Origin of the sequence: Leifsonia sp. P73 (assembly GCF_051059105.1) — a bacterium.
Lineage (GTDB): Bacteria > Actinomycetota > Actinomycetes > Actinomycetales > Microbacteriaceae > Leifsonia.
Window position 1 is genome coordinate 393,551 of the sequence record NZ_CP194931.1, and the last position, 20,271, is coordinate 413,821.

Annotated in this window: 18 protein-coding genes and 1 pseudogene; 4 read left to right on the forward strand and 15 right to left on the reverse strand. The window is 70.9% G+C overall.

The features are described 5' to 3' along the window. Window positions 1–12: 12 nt before the first annotated feature. The 3 genes from ACQ86L_RS02085 to dusB all read right to left on the reverse strand — a co-directional run bounded on the left by ACQ86L_RS02085 (window position 13) and on the right by dusB (window position 3,602). Complete coding sequence (locus ACQ86L_RS02085; protein ID WP_434317476.1) at window positions 13–1,053, reverse strand: DUF4282 domain-containing protein; 1,041 nt, start codon at window positions 1,051–1,053, stop codon at window positions 13–15. A gap of 76 nt (window positions 1,054–1,129) precedes the next feature. After that, on the reverse strand, window positions 1,130–2,410 hold the full coding sequence (locus tag ACQ86L_RS02090; protein WP_434317477.1) for a deoxyguanosinetriphosphate triphosphohydrolase: 1,281 nt from the start codon (window positions 2,408–2,410) through the stop codon (window positions 1,130–1,132). After that, on the reverse strand, window positions 2,400–3,602 hold the full coding sequence (gene dusB / locus ACQ86L_RS02095) for a tRNA dihydrouridine synthase DusB (RefSeq protein WP_434317478.1): 1,203 nt from the start codon (window positions 3,600–3,602) through the stop codon (window positions 2,400–2,402). The genes ACQ86L_RS02090 and dusB overlap by 11 nt, the downstream gene beginning before the upstream one ends. A gap of 33 nt (window positions 3,603–3,635) precedes the next feature. Here dusB and ACQ86L_RS02100 point away from each other — a divergent pair, with 33 nt between their 5' ends. Further along, window positions 3,636–4,133, forward strand: a complete 498-nt coding sequence (locus ACQ86L_RS02100; RefSeq protein ID WP_434317479.1) for an aminoacyl-tRNA deacylase — start codon at window positions 3,636–3,638, stop codon at window positions 4,131–4,133. A 327-nt stretch (window positions 4,134–4,460) separates the two neighbouring features. Beyond that, complete coding sequence (locus tag ACQ86L_RS02105; protein WP_434317480.1) at window positions 4,461–5,189, forward strand: DUF559 domain-containing protein; 729 nt, start codon at window positions 4,461–4,463, stop codon at window positions 5,187–5,189. 8 nt (window positions 5,190–5,197) lie between these two features. Here the strand turns inward: ACQ86L_RS02105 and ACQ86L_RS02110 are convergent, their stop codons facing one another. Further along, window positions 5,198–5,329, reverse strand: a complete 132-nt coding sequence (locus ACQ86L_RS02110) for a hypothetical protein (protein WP_434317481.1) — start codon at window positions 5,327–5,329, stop codon at window positions 5,198–5,200. Continuing rightward, window positions 5,326–6,009 carry a DsbA family oxidoreductase gene (locus ACQ86L_RS02115; RefSeq protein WP_434317482.1) on the reverse strand — a complete coding sequence of 228 codons (684 nt, stop codon included), beginning with the start codon at window positions 6,007–6,009 and terminating at the stop codon, window positions 5,326–5,328. The genes ACQ86L_RS02110 and ACQ86L_RS02115 overlap by 4 nt, the downstream gene beginning before the upstream one ends. A 683-nt stretch (window positions 6,010–6,692) precedes the next feature. Between ACQ86L_RS02115 and ACQ86L_RS02120 the strand changes: the two genes are divergently transcribed. Continuing rightward, entirely contained in the window at window positions 6,693–6,953 is a 261-nt protein-coding gene (locus ACQ86L_RS02120) for a hypothetical protein (RefSeq protein ID WP_434317483.1), read from the forward strand. Between the two features lie 68 nt (window positions 6,954–7,021). Here the strand turns inward: ACQ86L_RS02120 and ACQ86L_RS02125 are convergent, their stop codons facing one another. Both ACQ86L_RS02125 and recO read right to left on the reverse strand, forming a co-directional pair. Further along, a complete protein-coding gene (locus tag ACQ86L_RS02125) occupies window positions 7,022–7,834 on the reverse strand; it encodes an isoprenyl transferase (protein ID WP_434317484.1) in 813 nt (270 codons plus the stop codon). Then, window positions 7,831–8,571: a DNA repair protein RecO gene (gene recO, locus ACQ86L_RS02130; protein WP_434317485.1), complete on the reverse strand. Its 741-nt coding sequence runs from the start codon at window positions 8,569–8,571 to the stop codon at window positions 7,831–7,833. The genes ACQ86L_RS02125 and recO overlap by 4 nt, the downstream gene beginning before the upstream one ends. A 32-nt stretch (window positions 8,572–8,603) precedes the next feature. Between recO and ACQ86L_RS02135 the strand changes: the two genes are divergently transcribed. Beyond that, on the forward strand, window positions 8,604–9,377 hold the full coding sequence (locus tag ACQ86L_RS02135) for a trimeric intracellular cation channel family protein (RefSeq protein ID WP_434317486.1): 774 nt from the start codon (window positions 8,604–8,606) through the stop codon (window positions 9,375–9,377). Window positions 9,378–9,446: 69 nt separating this feature from the next. On the opposite strand, the gene leuA is transcribed toward ACQ86L_RS02135, so the two are convergent. From leuA to ACQ86L_RS02175, 8 genes and pseudogenes are all read right to left on the reverse strand, one after another. Beyond that, window positions 9,447–11,225, reverse strand: a complete 1,779-nt coding sequence (gene leuA / locus ACQ86L_RS02140; protein ID WP_434317487.1) for a 2-isopropylmalate synthase — start codon at window positions 11,223–11,225, stop codon at window positions 9,447–9,449. Between the two features lie 137 nt (window positions 11,226–11,362). Further along, the gene (locus tag ACQ86L_RS02145; protein ID WP_434317488.1) at window positions 11,363–13,936 is read right to left on the reverse strand and encodes a bifunctional lysylphosphatidylglycerol flippase/synthetase MprF; all 2,574 of its coding nucleotides are present in this window, start codon (window positions 13,934–13,936) and stop codon (window positions 11,363–11,365) included. Beyond that, window positions 13,933–15,213, reverse strand: a complete 1,281-nt coding sequence (locus ACQ86L_RS02150) for an alpha/beta hydrolase (protein ID WP_434317489.1) — start codon at window positions 15,211–15,213, stop codon at window positions 13,933–13,935. Before ACQ86L_RS02150 ends, ACQ86L_RS02145 begins: the two co-directional genes overlap by 4 nt. Window positions 15,214–15,236: 23 nt before the next feature. Next, on the reverse strand, window positions 15,237–15,581 hold the full coding sequence (locus ACQ86L_RS02155) for a hypothetical protein (RefSeq protein ID WP_434317490.1): 345 nt from the start codon (window positions 15,579–15,581) through the stop codon (window positions 15,237–15,239). Between the two features lie 11 nt (window positions 15,582–15,592). Beyond that, window positions 15,593–16,423 (reverse strand): FtsX-like permease family protein, encoded by an 831-nt coding sequence (locus ACQ86L_RS02160; protein ID WP_434317491.1) that lies wholly within the window; start codon window positions 16,421–16,423, stop codon window positions 15,593–15,595. 373 nt (window positions 16,424–16,796) lie between these two features. After that, complete coding sequence (locus ACQ86L_RS02165) at window positions 16,797–17,567, reverse strand: ABC transporter ATP-binding protein (RefSeq protein WP_434317492.1); 771 nt, start codon at window positions 17,565–17,567, stop codon at window positions 16,797–16,799. A gap of 127 nt (window positions 17,568–17,694) precedes the next feature. Beyond that, a pseudogene (locus ACQ86L_RS02170) lies at window positions 17,695–18,354 on the reverse strand (response regulator); the annotation flags it as partial. Further along, a complete protein-coding gene (locus ACQ86L_RS02175; protein WP_434317493.1) occupies window positions 18,351–20,222 on the reverse strand; it encodes a sensor histidine kinase in 1,872 nt (623 codons plus the stop codon). The pseudogene ACQ86L_RS02170 and the gene ACQ86L_RS02175, both read right to left, overlap by 4 nt. Between the last annotated feature and the right edge of the window lie 49 nt (window positions 20,223–20,271).

The window sequence follows — 20,271 nt, forward strand, 5'->3', positions numbered from 1 at the left end:
CCTCCCACGGGCTCAGTCGCGCGGAGGCCGCCTGCGCCGCGTGTTCTGGGCGATCTCGATGATCGCGCAGAAGACCTCGATGGTCACCCGGAGCAGCAGCACGCTCAGGATGGCGGCCACCAGCGTGACCAGGATGCCCAGCAGGAAGACGAACGCTCCGCCCGGGGACCGGGTGGCGATCGCGATGCCGAGGCTGTTGGAGAAGCCCACCACGATCCCGAGGCCGATCAGCACGAGCCCGACGACGTAGACGGGACCGGCGAGCTTCCGCGTCACGTAGCTGGTGAAGGTGAAGTCGAACAGCGACGAGAAGAACCGCGAGTCGTCCAAGCGGTCGGCGAGGTCGTTCATGGTGCGGCCGGGCCGCGGGGCGTGCGGGCCGGCGGCGGGAGGCGGCGGGGCGTCCTCGCCGACGGGGGCGCCGTTCGAGTGCGACGCGGCGGCCGCAGCCGTGGCCTCCGCGGCGACGTCTGCCGTGGCGTCCTCGGAGACCGCTCCGACCGGCACCGGCTCGGCCGCGGGCGAGGTGGGCAGGAGCTCGGTCTCGGCCGCGGGCGACGTGGGCAGGAGCTCGGTCTCGGCCGGCTCCTCGCTCGCCGCAGCCGCAGGGCTCAGGAGCTCCGTCTCGGCGGTCGGGATGCGGTAGAACTCGTCCGCGGTCGGGAGGACCGCGGTCGTGGCCTCCGTCTCGTGCGGCTCGGCCGCGTCCGCCTCGACGGGAGGCTCCGCCGGCGAGGTGGAGGTGTCGGGCGCCGTCGCCGTCTTCGCGCGCGATGCGGCCGGGCGACGGCGCGGCTTCGCGGGCGCCGTCGCCGCCACGGTGTCCTCCGTCGCGGCCTTGCCGAGCATGGCGTCCAGGATCTCCGGGGCCTCCCCGTTCGGCGAGATGGGCTCCGTCTTCGGAGCCCGCTTGCGCGGGGAGGGCGCGCGCTTGGCGGCCGCGGGCCGCGAGCCGGGCGCGGATTCGTCGGGGGCGGGCGCGTGCTCCGCCGCCGCGCCGGACTCGGCCTCCGTGGGCCGGTCACCGTCCGCCGGTGGCTGTGGGCTGCTCATCGTCTCTCCTCCGTCGCCGTCCCTCAAGCATTCTGCACCCGGGCTGTCTATTCAAGCCCAGGCCCGGCGCGCCGGATCAGTGCTGCACGAGACGCTCGAACCAGCTCAGCGCCGACTGGTCGGTCAGGCTCGCGACCTGGTCGACGACCACGCGCTTGCGCTCCGCGTCGCTGCCGGCGAGGCGCCAGTCCTCCTGGAATCCCGGGTCCAGCTCCTCCGGCCCGCGCGCGAGCAGCACGTCGGCCAGCGCCATCAGCACCTGACGCTGCTGCGCGTAGATCGGCTGGCGCGTGTTGCGCGACATCACGAACGTGGCGACGATCCCCTTCAGCACGGCGATCTCCGCCCGGATGGAGTCCGGCACCACGACGTCCGCGCCGAACCGGCGCAGCTCCACGCCGCCCGCGCGGTGCTTCGTCTCGTGGACGGCGGCGTGCGCGAAGCGGCCGATGAGCTGGCTGGTGAGGTTCTTCAGGTGCGCCTGCGCGCGCCGCGAGCCGTCCCAGCGGTCGAGCCAGATGTCGAGGGTGTCGAGCCGGTCGAAGGCCGCGATCAGCTCGTCGTGGCTGAACTCGCCGCCCACCCACTCGTACATCGAGCGCACGAGGTCGTCGTGGTCGACGCGGCTGCCGAGCGCCGCCACGTCGATGTACCCGTTGACCACGGCGTCCTCGAAGTCGTGCACGGAGTAGGCGATGTCGTCGGAGAGGTCCATCACCTGCGCCTCGATGCAGCGCTGGCGCTCGGGCGAGCCGTCCCGCATCCACTCGAACACCGCGTGGTCGTCGGCGTAGAAGCCGAACTTGGCGCGCCCGCTCGGGTCGGCGACCGAGCTGGTCTCCGGCCACGGGTACTTGCAGCTCGCGTCGAGGCTGGCCCGGGTCAGGTTGAGCCCGTAGGGACGGCCGTCGCGGCCGAACACTTTGGGCTCCAGGCGGGTGAGAAGGCGCAGCGTCTGGGCGTTGCCCTCGAAGCCGCCGATGTCCTCCGCCCAGGTGTTCAGAGCGCGCTCGCCGTTGTGGCCGAACGGCGGGTGGCCGATGTCGTGCGCCAGGCAGGCGGTGTCGACGATATCGGGGTCCAGCCCCAGGCTCGCCGCGAGCTCGCGGCCGACCTGCGCGACCTCCAGGGAGTGCGTCAGCCGGTTGCGCGCGAAGTCGAGGCCCGCCGTCGGGCTGAGCACCTGGGTCTTCGCGGCGAGCCGGCGCAGCGCGCTGGAGTGCAGCAGGCGTGCACGGTCGCGGGCGAAGTCGCTGCGGCGGCTCGAGTGGTGCTCGGGGAGCCAGCGCTCCCGGTCGCGCTCGCTGTAACCGTCGGCCGGGACGCTGTCGAGCGTCGCCGTCGCGCTATCCGCCACTGTTGTGCACCTCCGCCTCGGCGACCTCCGCACGGGCGCTGCCCGCCAGCTCGCGGCTGTCGAGCCAGCCCTCGGGGAGGGCAGGACGCTTGGGCGAACCCGCGCGTCCGCGCTGGCCCTCTGCCGCCTCGCCCGGATACTCCTGGCTCCAGTCGAGCGTGGCCAGCAGGTCGTCGAGGTGCGCGAGCGTGTCGACCGTCGCGAGGCTCGCGCGCAGGTCGCCGCCGACCGGGTAGCCCTTGAAGTACCAGGCGACGTGCTTGCGGATGTCGCGGCAGCCGCGCTCCTCGCTGTCGAAGAACTCGACCAGCAGCTCGGCGTGGCGGCGGAACGTCGCCGCCACCTGCCCGAGCGTCGGGTGGGCCTGCGCGAGCGCGGCCTCCTCGGCGCTGATCTCGCCCGCGCGGGCGCGGAACGCCGCCGCCAGGTCGCCGAACAGCCACGGCCGGCCGAGGCACCCGCGGCCGACCACGACGCCGTCGCAGCCGGTCTCCTCCACCATGCGGACCGCGTCGGCCGCCGACCAGATGTCGCCGTTGCCGAGCACGGGCGTGCCGGTGATGGTCTCCTTGAGCTTCGCGATGGCGGACCAGTCGGCGTGGCCGGAGTAGAACTCGGCGGCCGTGCGGGCGTGCAGCGCGATCGAGGCGACGCCCGCGCCCTCCGCGGCCTTGCCGGCCTCCAGGTAGGTGAGGTGGTCGCCGTCGATGCCCTTGCGCATCTTGACGGTCAGCGGGATGTCGCCCGCCGCCGCGACGGCGCCCTCCACGATCTCGCGGAAGTGGTTCAGCTTCCACGGCAGCGCCGCCCCGCCGCCCTTGCGGGTGACCTTGGGCACCGGGCAGCCGAAGTTGAGGTCGATGTGGTCGGCGCGGTCCTCCGCGACGAGCATCGTGACCGCCTTGCGGACCGTCTTGGGGTCGACGCCGTAGAGCTGGATGCTGCGCGGCGTCTCCGACTCGTGGTGCGTGATGAGGCGCAGCGACTCGGGCGTGCGCTCGACCAGCGCGCGGGACGTGATCATCTCGCTCACGTAGAGGCCGGCGCCGAACTCGCGGCAGAGCCGGCGGAAGGCGGTGTTCGTGATCCCCGCCATGGGCGCGAGGACGACCGGCACGTCGAGCGCGAGCGGCCCGATGCGCAGGGCGGGGCTCGTCTCGGTGCGGGGAGCTAGGGTTGCGGTAGTAGACATCTGCGTCGATTCTCCCAGAAAGCGTGCTGATACATGGCCGAGAGCCCCGAAGCTGTGGAAACCGGTGGTGGACGCCGGCGTGTGGAGGAGGATGCCCGGGCCCGCGGGATCCCCGTGCGGATCGTGGAGCGGCCCGCCGCCCGGAGCCTGGAGGAGGCCGCGTCGCTGCTCGGCATCCAGCCCGGCGACATCGTCAAGACGCTCGTGGTCAAGCGCAGCGACGACACCTTCGTGTTCGCGCTGGTCCCGGGCGGCCGCAAGATCTCCTGGCCGAAGCTGCGCGCCGTCCTCCACGTCAACAAGCTGCAGCTCCCCGACGCGTCGGTGGCGTTCGCCGCGACCGGCTACGAGCGTGGGACCATCACGCCGTTCGGCAGCACGACCGCGTGGCCGGTGATCGCGGACACGACCGTCGCCGGCCGCACCGTGTCGATGGGCGCCGGCGAGCACGGCTACTCGCTGTTCGTGGACGCGGACGCCCTGCTCGCCGGCTTCGCCGCCACCCTCGCCGACATCACCGACCCCGAGTAGCCGCCGGCCTCCCGCCCAGAGCGGGGTCGCAACACGCCGTTACCGCTCCGCGTTCGCGGCATGTTGCGACCCCGCTCCGTGACGGCGCCTGTGGATAAGTCGGAGGGCGCGTCGGGCGGCTGGCAGGGTGTGGGGATGCGTCGTCCTGAGCCCCTTCCGCCTCTGCTGCGTTCGCCGGCGTTCTCCGTCGCGGCGGCGACCGCCGCCGGTGTACCGTCGGCCCGGCTACGCAGGTCGGATCTCGTCGCGCCGTTCCACGGCGCGCGGGTCCCGGAGACCGAATATGACGGTGGCTTTCTGTCTCGATGCGTCGCGTACCGGGCGGTCATGCCGCGGACACAGTGCTTCAGCCACCAAACGGCGGCGATCATCTACGGTCTGTCGCTCCCCCGTCGACTGTACGAGAGCATCGACCTCCACGTCGCGTCCCTCGAAGGGCGCCGTGCACCCCGCGGTCAGGGCGTCGTCGGCCATAAATCCAGCCTGACCACGGAAGATCTCCGACTCCACACGGGCCTGCGCGTGCCCGGAGTCGAACAGGTGGTGTGCCAGCTCGCCGCAACGCTGACCGTCGATGAACTCATCGTCGCGGGCGACTCCTGCCTGCGACGTAAGAGCCCGCTCTCCACGTCGGCCATCCTGCGCGCTACCGCCGACGCCGCCCGGAATCGCCCGGGTGTGAACAGACTCCGTGCCGCGCTCGCGCACGTCCGCCCCGACACCGACTCGGCGATGGAGACGGTGCTGAGGATGTCTCTCGTCGGCGCCGGGCTCCCTGAGCCGGTCGTGAACCGTCCCATCCGCGTCGCATCCGGAAGGGAGCTGCACGGCGACCTTGTCTATGCGGAGCCGCAGATCGTCGTCGAGTACGACGGCGACCACCACCGCACCGACGCCCGCCAGTACTACGGCGACATCGATCGGATCTGGGCGCTGGAGAGCTCCGGCTGGCGGGTCGTCCGCATCAACCGCTCCCATCTCGACAACGGAGCCGCCGTCGCTATCGCCCGTGTCCGCGCCGCCCTGGCGGAGCGGGGACGCAACACGCCGTTCTGACTCAGACGTTACGGCGTGTCGGGACCCCGGTCCTGCATGGCGCCGGGGAGGACGCACGCGTCGCCCTCGCACGCGGCGGCCGCCGGGTCGCCCAGCGGCGTGAGGAGCGGGCGCGGCGCAGCCGCCGTCTCGCCGCTCACGCGCCGGCCTCCGCCGGAACCGCCGCGCGCTCGGACCAGACCTGCTCCAGCACCTGCGCGAACGTCGCGGCGTCCTGCGCGCCCGAGACGCCGTACTTCCCCTCGATCACGAAGAACGGCACGCCGTTGATGCCGTACTCGGCGGCCGTGCGCTGATCCTCGCGCACCGCATCCAGGTACTCACCGGACTCCATCGCGGCCAGCGCCGCCTCCCGGTCGAGCCCGACCGAGGCCGCGAGGTCGGCGAGCGACTCGGCGCGGCCCACGTGGCCGCCCTCGATGAAGTAGGCCTGGAACAGCCGCTCCGCCAGCTCCAGCTGCTTGCCCTGCGCCTTGGCGAAGTGCAGCAGCTCGTGCGCCTTGACGGTGTTGGTGTGCTGGAGGGCGCCGAAGTCGTAGTCGAGGCCGACCGAGGAGGCGATCCCGGTCACCCGGTCGAGCATCTGGTGCACCTGCTCGGCGGGGATGCCCTTGTGACCGGCGAGGAAGTCCACCTCGCTGCCGTCGAAGTCCACCGGGGTGTCCGGCGACAGCTCGAAGGAGTGGTACTCGACCTCCACCGCGCGGCCCTCGCCGGCGCCGGAGAACGTCGCACTGCCGTTCTCGAACTTCCGCTTGCCGATGTAGCACCACGGGCACGCGATGTCGGACCAGATGTCGATCTTGATGGGTTCGCTCACGTCAAGGGACAACGGTGCAGCGCTGCAGTTATTCCGCGGCTACAGGCGGTTGCCGGCGCGCTCAGTAGGCCAACATGGGGACCTTGTTGGTGAAGTTCTACGTGGTCACCACGCATTCACCAGCACAATCATTGATGTCGGAGCCCGGCCACTCCTTTGGACTCGCTAGCGTGACCAGGGATTTGACCGCCTCACCGCGTCAGGAGAAGTGTGAACTGCGAGCCTCAGGCAGACGAAAAGCGATCAACGCGACGTATCAGTCTCGTCTCTTTGGCGATCGCGCTCGTGAGCCTTCTCGTCGGCGCCTACGGAGCCTGGCAGGCGACAGTCGAGAATGCCAAAGCCGATGCGCGTCCGGCAGGCGCGGTAGCTCGGTACTTCGTGAAGTGGAACGGTAGGCACGAAAATGGCGCACCAGCGCCCACTGCGCCCGGCACCGCGCTGAACATCTTTCAGCTGACGAACGTCGGTCGGTCAGCGACCTCGATAGTTGGCGTCGAGGCACGATCCGGTGTCCGCAAGGGCGCCGCCTTCCGGCAGGTAGGCGGTGACGGTCGTCAACTCACGGGCTGGAATGACTCGATCCTTGTCGAGGCGAAACAGTCACGGTCGCCGCACACACGTTTGTCTGGTCGGACACATGCAACGAACGAACCTTCGTCGATTGCCCCAGCATGTCGGTAGTGTTCGGCGATGGGCAGCGGATCGACCTTCATTCATATGTCACCGATGCCGGCTGCACGACTACTTCCTCCAGCGAGTTCTGCGAAAGGATTGATGTGATCGGGCGGGCGATCACCAAGCAGCTCGAGGAGTCCAAACATTTTTGCAGACTAATTGTGGCTGAGATCGACTCGCACGAACTGGCAAAGAACGGCGCGTGGAAACCCGCAGGCACACAGGGCGCTGAGGAGATTTGCGCCAACCATGTTGGCACCTTCTGAGTGCGAGTCCCGAGCTCCGTGTCTGTGCGACTTGTGGACGTAGATGTCAAAGCCTCCTGCAGCCGCAGCTAGAGCGCCACGTCGTCCGGCGTGTCCACCGCTCCCCCGAACCGCCGGTTGCGCCGCGCGAAGATCTCGACGGCCTCCCACAGGTCGGTCCGCGAGAAGTCCGGCCACAGCGTGTCGAGGAACACCATCTCCGCGTACGCGCTCTGCCAGAGCAGGAAGTTGCTGGTCCGTTGCTCGCCCGAGCTGCGCACGAACAGGTCGACGTCCGGCATGTCCGGCAGGTAGAGGTGCCGCTGGATGGTCTTCTCCCCCACCGCCGACGGCTTCAGCCGGCCGGCGGCGACGTCCTCGGCGATCGACCGCACGGCGTCCGCGATCTCGGTGCGGCCGCCGTAGTTGACGCACATCGTGAGGGTGAGGACGTCGTTGGCCGCCGTCAGGCGCTCGGCGTACTGCAGCTCCTTGATGACCGACGACCAGAGCCGCGGCGTGCGGCCGGCCCAGCGGACCCGCACGCCCCACTCGTTGAGCTGGTCGCGCCGGCGGTGCAGCACCTCCCGGTTGAAGCCCATCAGGAAGCGGACCTCGTCGGGCGAGCGCTTCCAGTTCTCGGTCGAGAACGCGTAGACGCTGAGGTGCTTGACGCCGACCTGGATGGCGCCGGCCACCACGTCCAGCAGGGAGGCCTCCCCGGCCCGATGCCCCTCGATGCGGGTGAGGCCCTGGCGGTTCGCCCAGCGGCCGTTGCCGTCCATCACGATGGCGACGTGCTCCGGCACGGCCTTCGCCGGGAGGGCGGGCGGGTAGAGCCCCGTCCAGTCGACCGGCCGGTAGGCGACCGCGTCCTTGTGCGTGTAGGGCTTGGGCGTCATCCACTCGCCTTCTGATCGTGCTGGACGTGCTGCAGGGAGCGCAGGCCGCGCTCCAGATGCCATTGGGTGTAGGCGGCGACGAGGCCGTTCGCCTTCGAGCGGGTGGAGTCGTCGGAGGCGTCGGCCAGCTCCCAGTCGCCGGTGAGCAGCGCGCCGAGCAGCGCGATCGTCCCGGCGTCGATCCGCGGGGCGCCCTGCGGCGCGCAGTCGTCGCACACCACGCCGCCGAGCTGCACCACGACGTGTTCGTGCGGGCCGGGCGCCCCGCAGCGCGAGCAGTCCAGGAAGCTCGGCGCCCAGCCCGCGAGCGACAGCGCGCGCAGCAGGTAGGAGTCGAGGGTCAGCTGCGGGCCGTGCTCGTGCCGCGACAGCGAGCGGAGTGCCCCGACCAGCAGGAGGTACTGCTGCAGGGACGCCTCGGCCTCGGTCAGCCGGTCGGCGGCCTCCACCATCGCGTTGGCGGCCGTGTAGCTGGCGTAGTCGTCCGCGATCAGCGCGCCGTACGAGCCGATGGTCTCCGCCTGCGTCACGATGTCGAGCGTGCGCCCCTCGTAGAGCTGCACGTCCGCGACCATGAACGGCTCCAGCCGCGACCCGAACTTGGACGCGGTGCGCCGGACGCCCTTCGCCACCGCGCGGATCTTCCCGTGCTGCCGGCTGAGCATGGTGACGATGCGGTCGGCTTCACCCAGCTTGTGGGTGCGCAGCACGACGACTTCATCACGGTAGACAGGCACGACTCCAGTATCCCGCGTGATACAAGTGACTGGTGACATCCGCGGCCTTCACGATCCCCCTCTGGGGCGACCTGGTCGCCGTCGGCGTCGGCAGCCTCCAAGGCGCCATGTTCGCCTCCGGCTTCCGCGACCGGAGGCTCGACCTGCTCGGCATCGCGATCATCGGCGTGGCGACCGGGCTGGGCGGCGGCCTCCTGCGCGACATCCTGCTCAACGTCACGCCGGTGGCGCTGCAGTCCAACTGGTACCTGCCGGCCACGGTCATCTCGGCGCTGCTCGGGATGCTGCTGGTGCGGCTGTTCCGGAGGCTGGACCCGATCATCACCTTCCTGGACGCGCTCACGATCGGGCTGTTCGGCGCGATCGGCGCGACCAAGGCGCTCGCGCTCGGGCTCCCGGAGGTGCCCGCTGTGTTCGTCGGCGTGGTCTCGGCGGTCGGCGGGTCGATCCTGCGCGACGTGCTGCTCACCCTCCCCATCGCGCTGATGCACGTCGGCTCGCTCTACGCGGTCGCCGCCGGCGCCGGGACGATCGTGCTCGTGGTGCTGGTCGACCTGAAGGTGCCCTTCGCGGTCGCCGTGCTGGTCTGCGTGATCGTGACGCTGATCATCCGCCTCCTCGCCGTCCGCTTCGGCTGGAGCCTGCCGGAACAGCGCGAACTCGGCCGCCTCCGCGCCCCCGCCTGGATGGCGTTCGGGCGTCGCCCGAGCCCCGAGCGGACCATCGAGCGGACCGACACCGGGGCCATCCCGCGGTATCGCATCGAGGACAGGCCTGCGGACAACGGAGGAGATCTGCGCGGGTGACCGTCTGAATGGCGATTAACGGAGGGGATCCCGGTCGGTCGGACCGGGATCTCCTCCGCTGTTGCGGGCTCAGGCGCCGACGAGCTCGGCCTGGTCGGCGGTGTGGCCGGCGGAGGCGCGGACGGCACGGTTCACAGCCGACACGACAGCCTTGAACGACGCGGTCGTGGTGTCCCCGTCGATGCCGACGCCCCACAGCCGCACGCCGTCGACATCCACCTCCACGTACGCCGCAGCCTGCGCCGACTCGCTCGCCGACAGCGTGTGCTGCGAGTAGTCGTACAGGTGCACGTTGATCCCACGCGCGTTCAGGATGTCGAAGAACGCCGCGATCGGCCCGTTCCCCTCGCCGGTCGCCTTCGCCACCGTGTCCCCGTCGCGCAGCGCCACCGTGAGGGTGACGTGCTCGCCGGTCTCGTTCGTGGTGCTCGTGCTGCCCAGCTCGAACCGTCCCCACTTGGCGTCGGGATCGGTGGCCGGGGCCGGCAGGTACTCGTCCTGGAAGATGTCCCAGATCTGCGCGCTCGTGACCTCGCCGCCCTCGGCGTCGGTCTTGGCCTGCACGACGCCGGAGAACTCGATCTGCAGCTTGCGCGGCAGGTCCAGCGCGTGGTCGGTCTTCAGCAGGTACGCGACGCCGCCCTTGCCGGACTGCGAGTTCACCCGGATGACCGCCTCGTAGCTGCGGCCCAGGTCCTTCGGGTCGACGGGCAGGTACGGGACGGCCCACACCAGGTCGTCCACGGAGACGCCCTCGCGCTCGGCCCGCGCGGCCATCGCCTCGAAGCCCTTCTTGATCGCGTCCTGGTGCGAGCCGCTGAACGCGGTGAAGACCAGGTCGCCGCCCCACGGGCTGCGCTCGCCGACCGGCAGCTGGTTGCAGTGCTCGACGGTGCGCTTGATCTGGTCGATGTCGCTGAAGTCGATCTGCGGGTCGATGCCCTGCGTGAACAGGTTGACGCCCAGCGTGACCAGGTCGACGTTGCCGGTGCGCTCGCCGTTGCCGAACAGGCAGCCCTCGATGCGGTCGGCGCCGGCCATGTAGCCCAGCTCGGCAGCGGCGACGGCGGTGCCGCGGTCGTTGTGCGGGTGCAGCGACAGGATGACGTTCTCGCGGTGGTTCAGGTGCCGCGACATCCACTCGATCGAGTCGGCGTAGACGTTCGGCGTCGCCATCTCGACCGTGGCGGGCAGGTTGATGATGACCTTGCGCTCCGGCGTCGGCTCGAAGACCTCCAGCACCTGGTTGCAGATGTCGGCGGCGAACTCCAGCTCGGTGCCGGTGTACGACTCCGGCGAGTACTCGTAGTAGATCGCGGTGCCGGGGACCAGCGACTCGAACTGGCGGCACAGCCGCGCGCCGGCCAGCGCGATGTCGACGATGCCCTGCTGGTCGGTGCGGAACACGACGTCGCGCTGCAGGATGCTCGTGGAGTTGTAGAGGTGCACGATCGCCTGCTTGGCGCCGACCAGCGACTCGTAGGTGCGCTTGATCAGGTGCTCGCGCGACTGCGTCAGGACCTGGATGGTGACGTCATCGGGGATCGCACCCTCCTCGATCAGGCTGCGGACGAAGTCGAAGTCCGTCTGGCTGGCCGACGGGAAGCCGACCTCGATCTCCTTGTAGCCCAGCCGCACCAGCAGGTCGAACATGATGCGCTTGCGCTCGGGGCTCATCGGGTCGATGAGGGCCTGGTTGCCGTCGCGCAGGTCGACGGCGCACCAGCGCGGCGCCTGGGTGATGCGCTTCGACGGCCAGGTGCGGTCGGGCAGGTCGACGGTGATCTGCTCGTGGAAAGGCCGGTACTTGTGGATCGGCATGGCGCTCGGCGCCTGCGTGTTCTTCATGGTCTGTCTTCTCCTCGCGGTGTGGTGTGGAGAGCCAACGACGAACTCCGCGACGAGGGAGGCCCGGAACTAGGACTCGTCGCGGCAGCTAAGAAGGAGCAGACCGTACACAGAAACCACGGTACCACGACGCTGCGTCAGCCGCGTCCCACCGCCAGCGCGGCAGCCTGACGCACGGAGAGATCGGGCAGGTACGCGCGCACCAGGCCGACGCCGATCGCCGGGAGGGCGACCGGATCGGGGTACGCCATGATCAGCGGGTGCAGCTCGGGCTGGAACTTCTGCTTGAACTTGAGCAGCGAGCGGAACCCGTACACCGGCTCCAGCGACGTGCTGAGGTAGCCGAGCACCCGGTCCATGCCGCTCTTGGCGTCGTCGGGCGTGCCGGCGGTGTGGGCGAGCGGAGCGGCCGAGAGGCTCATGAACTCGACGCCGTCCTCCTTCATCCGGGTGGCGGCCTCCGCGATCAGGAACTCCATGACGCCGTTGATGCTGCCGGGACGCCGCCGCATGAAGTCCAGCGTCCAGCCCACGACGTGGCCGTCGCGGTAGCTCGGCAGCCAGGACGTCACTCCCTCGATGCGGCCGGACTCGTCCACCGCGAGCATCAGCCGAACGGCCGGGTCGCGCAGCTCGTCCAGCCCGCCGAGGGTGAAGCCCATCTCGGGGAGGTCCTTCTCGGCGACCCACTGCTCGGAGATGTCCGAGAGCTGCAGCGCGGCGCTCAGCGGCAGCGCGCCGAAGCTGGTCCACTCCGAGCGGATGCCCGCACGCTGGGCGCGGTTGATCGAGCTGCGGACGTCCTGCCACTTCTTGCCGGTGGTCGCCCACTGCTGCGGCCGGATGACCGTCTCCTCCGCCACCGTCATCGTCGACCAGCCCATCCGGTCGAAGACCGGCTGGTACGCGGCGTCCACGCTGTAGAAGGTCGGGATCCAGCCGCTGTCGTCGCAGAACCGCGCGAAGCGCTCGATGATGCCGTCGTGCACGGCCTCGTCAGCGCCGAACGGCGCGCCGGTCGTGAGCGCCACGCGCCCGACGATGCGGTACGCCACCGCGCCCCCTGTCGCGGAGTCGAACCAGTAGCTGTTGCCGGGCCAGGTCGCCATGAACGAGATGGCGTCGCCGCCGCCGCGCTCCAGCAGCGTCCGGACGCGTCCGGCGTCGCCGATCGAGCGCCGCCACGCTCCGCGGCCCACCATGAACGGGACGGCGGCGAGGATGACGACCAGCCAGAACACCGTGCCGATGTTGTGGTACACCACGGTCGCCAGCGGCGTCGTCGGCAGGTACTGCAACGGCTCCCGGCGCAGGAAGCTCACCGGGATGAACCGCTCCAGCACGTCGTTGAGGAGGTCGGTGATGTCGATCGGCCGGGTGAAGCCGGTGTCCTTCTGCAGCCAGCCGACCAGCACGTACAGCCCGATCAGGCCGACGCCGGTCAGCGCCACGGTGAGCACGTAGCGCCGCACCGACCGGGCGGTGGCGAGCACGGTGAAGTGGCGACGGTAGGCGACCAGCAGGATCGTCATCGTGGCGGGCACGAGCGCCGACAGCGCCAGGATGAACGTGACCTCCCAGTACCGCGGCGACACCGTGGGGCGCGGGTCGGCGAACGGGAGGATGCCGAAGTAGAGCCCGGAGAGCACGGCGAGCAGCGCGTTGACCGACACGGCCATCCAGACCGCGAAGCGGCGTCCGCGCAGGAGGCCGTACGCGGCGACCAGCAGCGCCAGCAGCGGCAGCACCGAGATGAGGACGGGCCCGATGCCGTTGATCCGCTCCAGGGTGAGGTCGTGCACGCAGTCGCGCGTGACCGCGAACGCCTGGCAGCGCTCCAGCACGCTGCCGGTGGCCGGGACGTCGTTGGAGAACAGCAGGCCGATCGGCGACAGCATCCCGTACCGCGACTGGCTCAGCAGGCCGATGACGGGGCCGAGCGCGCTGATCGTCACGGCCGACGCGAGGAGCACCCTGACCTCGTGATGGGACGACCGGCGCCAGCCGAGGAGGCGCTCGTGCGGCCGCAGCAGCACGCCGAGGCCGAAGCCGGCGAGCACCGCGAGCAGCCGGTACAGGTCGGACGGGTCGCCCGAGTACAGCAGGTACATGATCGCGATGAGCATCGTGATGACGCGGATGCGGCGGCGCCAGAACGCGCCGGCGAACGCGCTCGCGGTCATGATCGTGCCGGCGATCCCCGTGAACACGTCGAGGACGACGAGGTGGTGGACGTTGCGCGACCACATCTCCCCCGTCTGCGAGCCGAGGAGCTGGATGCCGACGCCGGCGGCGATCCCCGCGGCCGACGTCGTGAAGAAGGCGAGCGCCGTCCGCCACGCTCCCATCAACTGCTCGGAGACGCCGACGAGCAGTACGGTGAGCACGAGCACCACGATCAGCTCGGCGAGATTGTTCGTGAACAGCACGGCGGTCACCGGCGCCCACCAGTGGCCGTCGATGAGCTGGTCGGGGCCCACGCCGAGCCACACGCGCAGCGGGCGGTGCGGGCCGTGGATCGGGCCGGTGACCAGTGCGAGCACGAGGATCAGCGCCGTCAGTCCTGCAGTGAAGGGATGCGTCGCGATCAGCCGGCCGAGGCGCCGGACCCCGCCGGCGAAGCCGGACGCCCGCACGGGTGGCTCCGGCGGGCGCGCGGGAGGCTCCTGGGTGCGCGCCGCCGCGTCCCCCGTGGTCACGGCATCGGTCACGGAGCCAGCCCCATGTGAGCGGCGACCGCGGGGAAGCCGTCCGTCAGCGTGTAGCGCACCGTGTTCCAATCGTGTGCCGTCCCGGGCGAGATCAGGAGCTCGCTGCGGATCCCGGCGGAGACGGCGTCCGAGTGCAGCGTCTTCGCGAATGCAGTGTACTTGGCGTCGTTCTGACCAGCGCCGAAGACGATCAGCGTGTTCTTGTAGGGGGCGTGCGCCTTCATCGTAGGCCCGAGCTGGGCGTCCTGAAAGGCAGTGCGCGACCCCGCGAAGCCGGTCGCGATCGTGAGCGCCTCGTTGCCGAGTGTCGGGCCCAGCTCGCTGGAGGACGACAGGGCGGAGCCGAACAGGTCCGGCCGGCTCACGGCGAACTGCGCGGCGCAGGTGGCGCCTTGCGAGTAGCCGAAGACGCCCCACGCCGCCGGGTCGCTGCTCACCCGCAGGTGCGTGGTGATCCACGAGCGCACATCCTTGAGCAGGTACGTGGCGGAGTCGCCGAAGGCCCGGGAGTCGATGCACATCGGGTTGCGGCCGGGGCCGCCGAGCTGGTCGGGTGCCACGACGATCGGCGCGTAGCCGTTGTGCTTGGCCGCATAGGCATCGAGGTAGCTGCCGATCCGGCCCGCCGTGAACATGTCGGCCGGAGCGCCGGGCTGACCGGAGAGGGCGTAGAGCACCGGGAGCGCCGGCGGGTTCGGGCCGAGGGCGACCGGGGGCAGATAGACGACGGCCTCCCGCGCCGGGAAGTCGGACACGGTCGCCGGGATCTTGACCTTGCCGATCTCGCCCTTCACCGGCGGGTCCGCCTGCGTGGTGGAGGCCGACCAGGCCGTGCCCGCGATGACCTCGCCGCGTTCATGGTGCAGGTTCAGCGCCTTGTACGGCACGACGCCGATCGCGTCGTTGAGGTTGCGGTATGCGCCGAAGTCGACGTTCACGCCCGCGAAGGCGGCGATCAGGAACACCGGGATGCTGACGCCCGCGATCACCTTGCGCCACCACCGCGACCGGAAGAAGTTGGCGATCGCGAGGCCGATGCCGGCGAACCCGAGGGCCACCCACATCGTCGTCACCGGCGTGAGCCCGACGCCGAACAGGTTGTAGACGTCGTCCGTCAGCCACACCAGGAACCAGCCGACCAGCGCGCCGCCGACGGCCGCGATCGCCCCGGCGAGCACTCGCTTCCACGTCGGGCGCACGAGCAGGTACACCGCCAGGACGGCGGCGACGACGTCGATCGCGATGAGGAACGGCGGTTTGTCGATCCTCAGGGTCATGAGCCAGTTCAGGGTGGGTCCTCTCACAAGTGCAGGAGGCGCTCCGGCACGGATGGTGGGCACGTCACCGGTGCGCCAGTCCCCAGTATCGGATACCCAGCCTGCGGATAGCTGAGGCTTGATGAGCGTCCAGGAAACCTGAGGCTCGCTACTCGACCGCGAGGGCCTCCACCGGCGCGACGCGGGTGGCTCCGGCGGGTCGGCGCCACCGAGGCGCCGACGGCGAGCACGGCCGCCGCCGCGACGATCAGGCCGATGAACAGCCACGGGATCGCCGGCGGGACGAGCCCGCCGCCCGGGAGCTGCCCGAGCAGGGTCTGGGCGCCGATCCAGCCGTACAGCGTACCCAGCACCAGCCCGGAGAGCACGGCGGCGACGGTCAGCTGCGCGCCTCGGCCAGGATCATCCGGCGCACCTGCGCGGCGCTCAGCCCGAGCGCCCGGAGCAGGCCGAGCTCCCGGCGGCGCTGCAGCACGCTCAGCGACAGGCTGTTGACGACGCCGACCGCTGCGATCACCGCCGAGAAGCCGACCAGCCCGCTGAACACCAGCATGATGACCGTGAGCACACTCTCAGCGCCTTGGTAGAGCTCCGGGTCCTTCGCGGCCGCACTGCGGATGATCGCGAGCCAGGTCTGCGTCGCGACGACGAACATCGTGATCAGGGTGACGCCGATGACCAGACCGATCGCGGTGCGCGAGCTGCGCTCCGGGTTGCGCACCGCGTTGGCCGCTGCGAGCCTCCCGGCCGCGCCCGCGCCGAACAGCAGTCCGACACCGCGGAGCACGGCGGGGAGGAAGAGCGGCGCGGCGACGATGACCCCGGTGAAGGAGAGCAGGCCGCCGAGCATCGCGATCAGGACCCCGTAGCGCCCGAACTCGACGAGCCCGGAGTCGCCGGACTTCGCGAAGGCGCCGAGGCCGAGCAGGAGACCGAAGCCGAGCAGCGCAGCGCCCGGGAGGATGAGCAGCGCAGCGGCAACGATCCGTCCCGTACTGCGCACGGCCGCGGACGGCCGCTCCTGCGCCGCGCCCAGCGCCTCCACGGGCGCGACGGTCAGCACGCGCCTGCTGCCGATCCACGACGCCGCCCAGGTGCTGAGCACCACGACGACCGGGGGCGCGAGCAGCGACGGCGTGACGACCGGGTACAGCGTGTTCGGGAGGACGCCCCACCAGATGAACGCGCGCACCGCGACGAGCGCGAGCACCGCAGCGATGACGCCGCCCGAGAGCGCGCCGATGACGCCGACGGCGAGGCCCTCCCCGCGACCGAGCGGCGCTGCGCCTTCGAGGTCGAGCCGAGCAGGCGCATCAGCGCGATGGTGCGGGTGCGACCGGCGATGACGGTCGCGAACGTGTTCGTGGTGACGATGGCGCCGACGAACACGGCGATCACGAAGAAGATGCCGGCGACGAGCGCGAGCGCGAACCGCGCCGAGCCGTGCGCGCCCATCGGCGACGCCTCGATATATGCCCCGAGGACATTGGTGCAGGCCAGCAGGGCGACGCCGAACGCGGAGCTGAGGGCCGAGACGAGGACGCTGGCGCGGTGGTCGCGCGCGTTCGCCCGGAAGGCGCGGATCACGCCCGCGCCTCCGTGCCCTGGGTGGCCTCCATGCCGAGCATGAACGCGGAGATCTCCTCCGCCGTCGAGCGCTCCCGCTCGGCGACCACCCGGCCGTCGGCGAGGAACACGATCCGGTCCGCGTAGCTCGCCGCGACCGGGTCGTGCGTCACCATCGCGATGCTCTGGCCGTAGCTGCGGGAGGCCTCCTGCAGGACGCCGAGGACCTCCCGGCCGGTGCGCGAATCGAGGTTGCCCGTCGGCTCGTCCGCGAACACCAGGTCGGGCCGGGTGGCCAGCGCGCGCACGATGGCGACGCGCTGCTGCTGGCCGCCGGAGAGCTCGTGCGGGCGGTGGGTGAGCCGGCCCGTCAGGCCGAGGAGGTCGATCAGGCCGTCGATCCACTCGCGCTGGACGAGGGTCGGCCGGCGGCCGTCGATCTCGAACGGGAGCAGGATGTTGGCCCGCACGTCGAGCGTGGGGACGAGGTTGAACGACTGGAAGACGAAGCCGACCCTGCGGCGGCGCAGGACGGTCAGCTCGCCGTCGCCCATCCCGCTGATCTCGGTGTCCCCGAGGAAGACGCGCCCGCCGGTGACCGTGTCCAGTCCGGCCATGACGTGCATGAGCGTCGACTTGCCGGAGCCGCTCGGCCCCATGATCGCGGTGAACCGTCCGGCCGGGATGCCGACCGTCACGTCGTCGAGGGCGATGACCCGGTTGGTGCCGGAGCCGTAGGTCTTCGTCGCGCCGTCGACGCGAGCCACCATGATGTCGGGGTTGTCCATAACCTCAGGCTAGGAAGCCGGAGGCGCAGGCGGATCGGGCTGGGGAGCCACACCGGATCAGCCCAGAGGATGATCTGCGGGTGAAATCCCCGCCACCGTCACTCCGCCCGCTCCGGCGCTCCCCGGTCAGCCCGTGCTCGAACGCGTAGACCACCATCTGGACGCGGTCGCGCAGCCCCAGCTTCGCCAGGATGCGGCTGATGTGCGTCTTGACCGTCGCCTCGCTGAGGAATTCCGAGCCGGCGATCTCGGAGTTGCTGAGCCCGCGCGAGGCGAGCACGAAGATCTCCCGCTCGCGGCTGGTGAGCGTGGCGAACGCCGGCGGCGTCTGCTTGGCCCGCTGGGTGTCCGAGAAGTACTCGAACAGCTCCCGGGTGGCCCCGGCGGCGATGACCGCGCTGCCGGCGTGGACGGTGCGGATCGCGGCGAGCAGGAACTCCGGCTCGGCGTCCTTCAGCACGAACCCGCTGGCGCCGCTGCGGATCGCGCGGGCCGCTGCCTCGTCCAGGTCGAAGGTGGTGAGCACGATGATGCGCGCGGGCGCACGGCCCTCCCGCTCGGCCTCCTCCATGATCCGGGCGGTGGCGGCGATGCCATCCATGACCGGCATCCGGATGTCCATGAGCACGACGTCGGGCCGCTTCTCGCGCACCAGTGCCACGCCCTCCCGGCCGTCCGACGCCTCGCCCACGAACTCCAGGTCGGCCTGCGATCCGATCAGCATGCGGATGCCCGCGCGGAACAGCGCCTGGTCGTCGACGAGGGCGACCGTGATCGGGGCGGTCATGCCCGCACTCCCGAGACCACCGGCAGGAATGCCGTGACCACGAACCCGTCGTCGGCCGGCCCCGCGGACAGCGAGCCGCCCGCCAGGGTCGCGCGCTCCCGCATCCCGGGCAGTCCGTGCCCGATGCGCGGGAGGCCGCCGGTGGCCAGTGGTTCCGGTGTCGGTGTCTTCATGCTGTTCCTCACGGTGATGACGATGCCCGGTCCTGCGTCGGCGCCGCCCGCCTGGGCGAGCACGACGGAGACCGGGCGGGTGGTGTCCCCGTGCCGGAGGGCGTTGGTCAGCGCCTCCTGCACGATGCGGTACGCGGCGATCTGCTGCGCGGAGCCGAGCCCGTCGAGCTCGCCGCGACGCTCCATGACGACGGGGAGGCCGGCCGCGCGCACCTGCTCGACCGTCTGGTCGACGTCGGCGAGCGACGGCTGCGGGCCCTCAGGCTGGCTCTGCCGCAGCTCGGCCAGCAGCACCCGCACGTCGACCAGGGCGGAGCGCGCGGTCGCGGCGATGGTCTCCAGCGCGGTGTCGACCGCGTCCGGGTCGGCGTGCCTGGCGTAGCGGGCGCCGTCCGCCTGCGCGATGACGACGGCGAGCGAGTGCGCGACCACGTCGTGCATGTCGCGCGCGATGCGGGTGCGCTCCTGCTCGACCACCACGACCTCCTCGGCGCGGTTGCGGTCGAGCTCCGCCGCGATCTGGGCGTGCCGGGAGGCCCGGGCGTTGCGCCAGGTGCGGACCAGGAGGCCGAGCACCCAGGACAGCCCGAGCACGGTCGCGCTCACGACGAAGAGGAAGGCGAACTGCAGCGCCATCCCGGTGAGCTGCGACGACAGCAGGTCGAAGTAGCCCTGCGCGAGTGCGGAGGTCAGCGTCAGGTAGAGGGAGGCGACGAGCGCGCCGACCCCGGCCGAGATCAGGCCGGCGTAGCGGACCACCTTGTCGCCGTACAGCGCCGTCGCGTACAGCACGATGAGCACGGCGATGTCGCTGACCAGGATGTTGTGCCCGGTCGTCATCTGCACCGTGGCCGCGAGCCACGCGATCGCGAGCGAGACCGCCGGCGACATCCTGCGCAGCGCGACGGCGACCGCGAACACGATCAGCACGAGGAATGTCGACCGCCCGCTCCCGTCGGGCACCAGGCTGGAGGTGAAGTCTGTCACCAGGCAGAAGAAGACGTAGGCGACGGCGCCCGCGATGTCGAACGTGAGCTGCGGCCGGGTCAGCCGCCGCACGAGCCGCGGGCTGTCGCCCTCCTCCGCCGCCGCGGCCTCCGAGCCCCCGCCGGGCGAGGCCAGCCAGACCAGCAGTGACGGGACGGGGCCGGAGGTCGCGGTCGCCCGCTGCCGCGCGACGAGGTAGCCGAGCAGCCAGGCGCTGACGAACACGACGGCCAGCAGGAGGCTCATCATCAGCACGCCGACGCCCTGGCTCGTGTAGTAGCCGCCGATCACCGGCCCGAACTGCGGGAACTTGAGGTCGCCGCGCACGGTGAAGAGGTAGGCCATCGCCGGCGCCCACAGGATGGCGGAGCCGAACCCGAACCACCGGACGACCCTCCCACCGTGCGACGCGATCCCGAACAGCGCGATCGCGACGGCGACGGCGGAGATGAGCCGGTGCGGCAACGGCAGCGCGGACGACTCGCTCAGCTCGGCGACGACCGCGAGCCATGCGATCTCCAGCGCCACCACCGGCAGCACCCGCGACAGCGCGACGGCCGCGCAGTACAGCAGCACCGCCAGCGCACCGGCCAGGTCGAACGGGAGGCCGGTGACCAGCCACAGCCCGAACAGCACGACCGCCAGCGCGGGCTCGAGCACCCAACGGTGCGGCGCGAGTGCGCTCAGGACGCGGGTGCGATCTGGCATATCTCTACGTTACGGGGCCACGGGCTGCTCGCACGCATCCGCGGGGCGG

What these genes read in the sequence shown, in the direction of transcription:
- ACQ86L_RS02085 (WP_434317476.1), bottom strand. Translation starts at nt 1,053, where the DNA reads ATGAGCAGCCCACAGCCACCGGCGGACGGTGACCGGCCCACGGAGGCC.
- dusB (WP_434317478.1), bottom strand. Translation starts at nt 3,602, where the DNA reads ATGTCTACTACCGCAACCCTAGCTCCCCGCACCGAGACGAGCCCCGCC.
- ACQ86L_RS02100 (WP_434317479.1), top strand. Translation starts at nt 3,636, where the DNA reads ATGGCCGAGAGCCCCGAAGCTGTGGAAACCGGTGGTGGACGCCGGCGT.
- ACQ86L_RS02105 (WP_434317480.1), top strand. Translation starts at nt 4,461, where the DNA reads ATGCCGCGGACACAGTGCTTCAGCCACCAAACGGCGGCGATCATCTAC.
- ACQ86L_RS02125 (WP_434317484.1), bottom strand. Translation starts at nt 7,834, where the DNA reads ATGACGCCCAAGCCCTACACGCACAAGGACGCGGTCGCCTACCGGCCG.
- leuA (WP_434317487.1), bottom strand. Translation starts at nt 11,225, where the DNA reads ATGAAGAACACGCAGGCGCCGAGCGCCATGCCGATCCACAAGTACCGG.
- ACQ86L_RS02150 (WP_434317489.1), bottom strand. Translation starts at nt 15,213, where the DNA reads ATGACCCTGAGGATCGACAAACCGCCGTTCCTCATCGCGATCGACGTC.
- ACQ86L_RS02165 (WP_434317492.1), bottom strand. Translation starts at nt 17,567, where the DNA reads ATGGACAACCCCGACATCATGGTGGCTCGCGTCGACGGCGCGACGAAG.
- ACQ86L_RS02175 (WP_434317493.1), bottom strand. Translation starts at nt 20,222, where the DNA reads ATGCCAGATCGCACCCGCGTCCTGAGCGCACTCGCGCCGCACCGTTGG.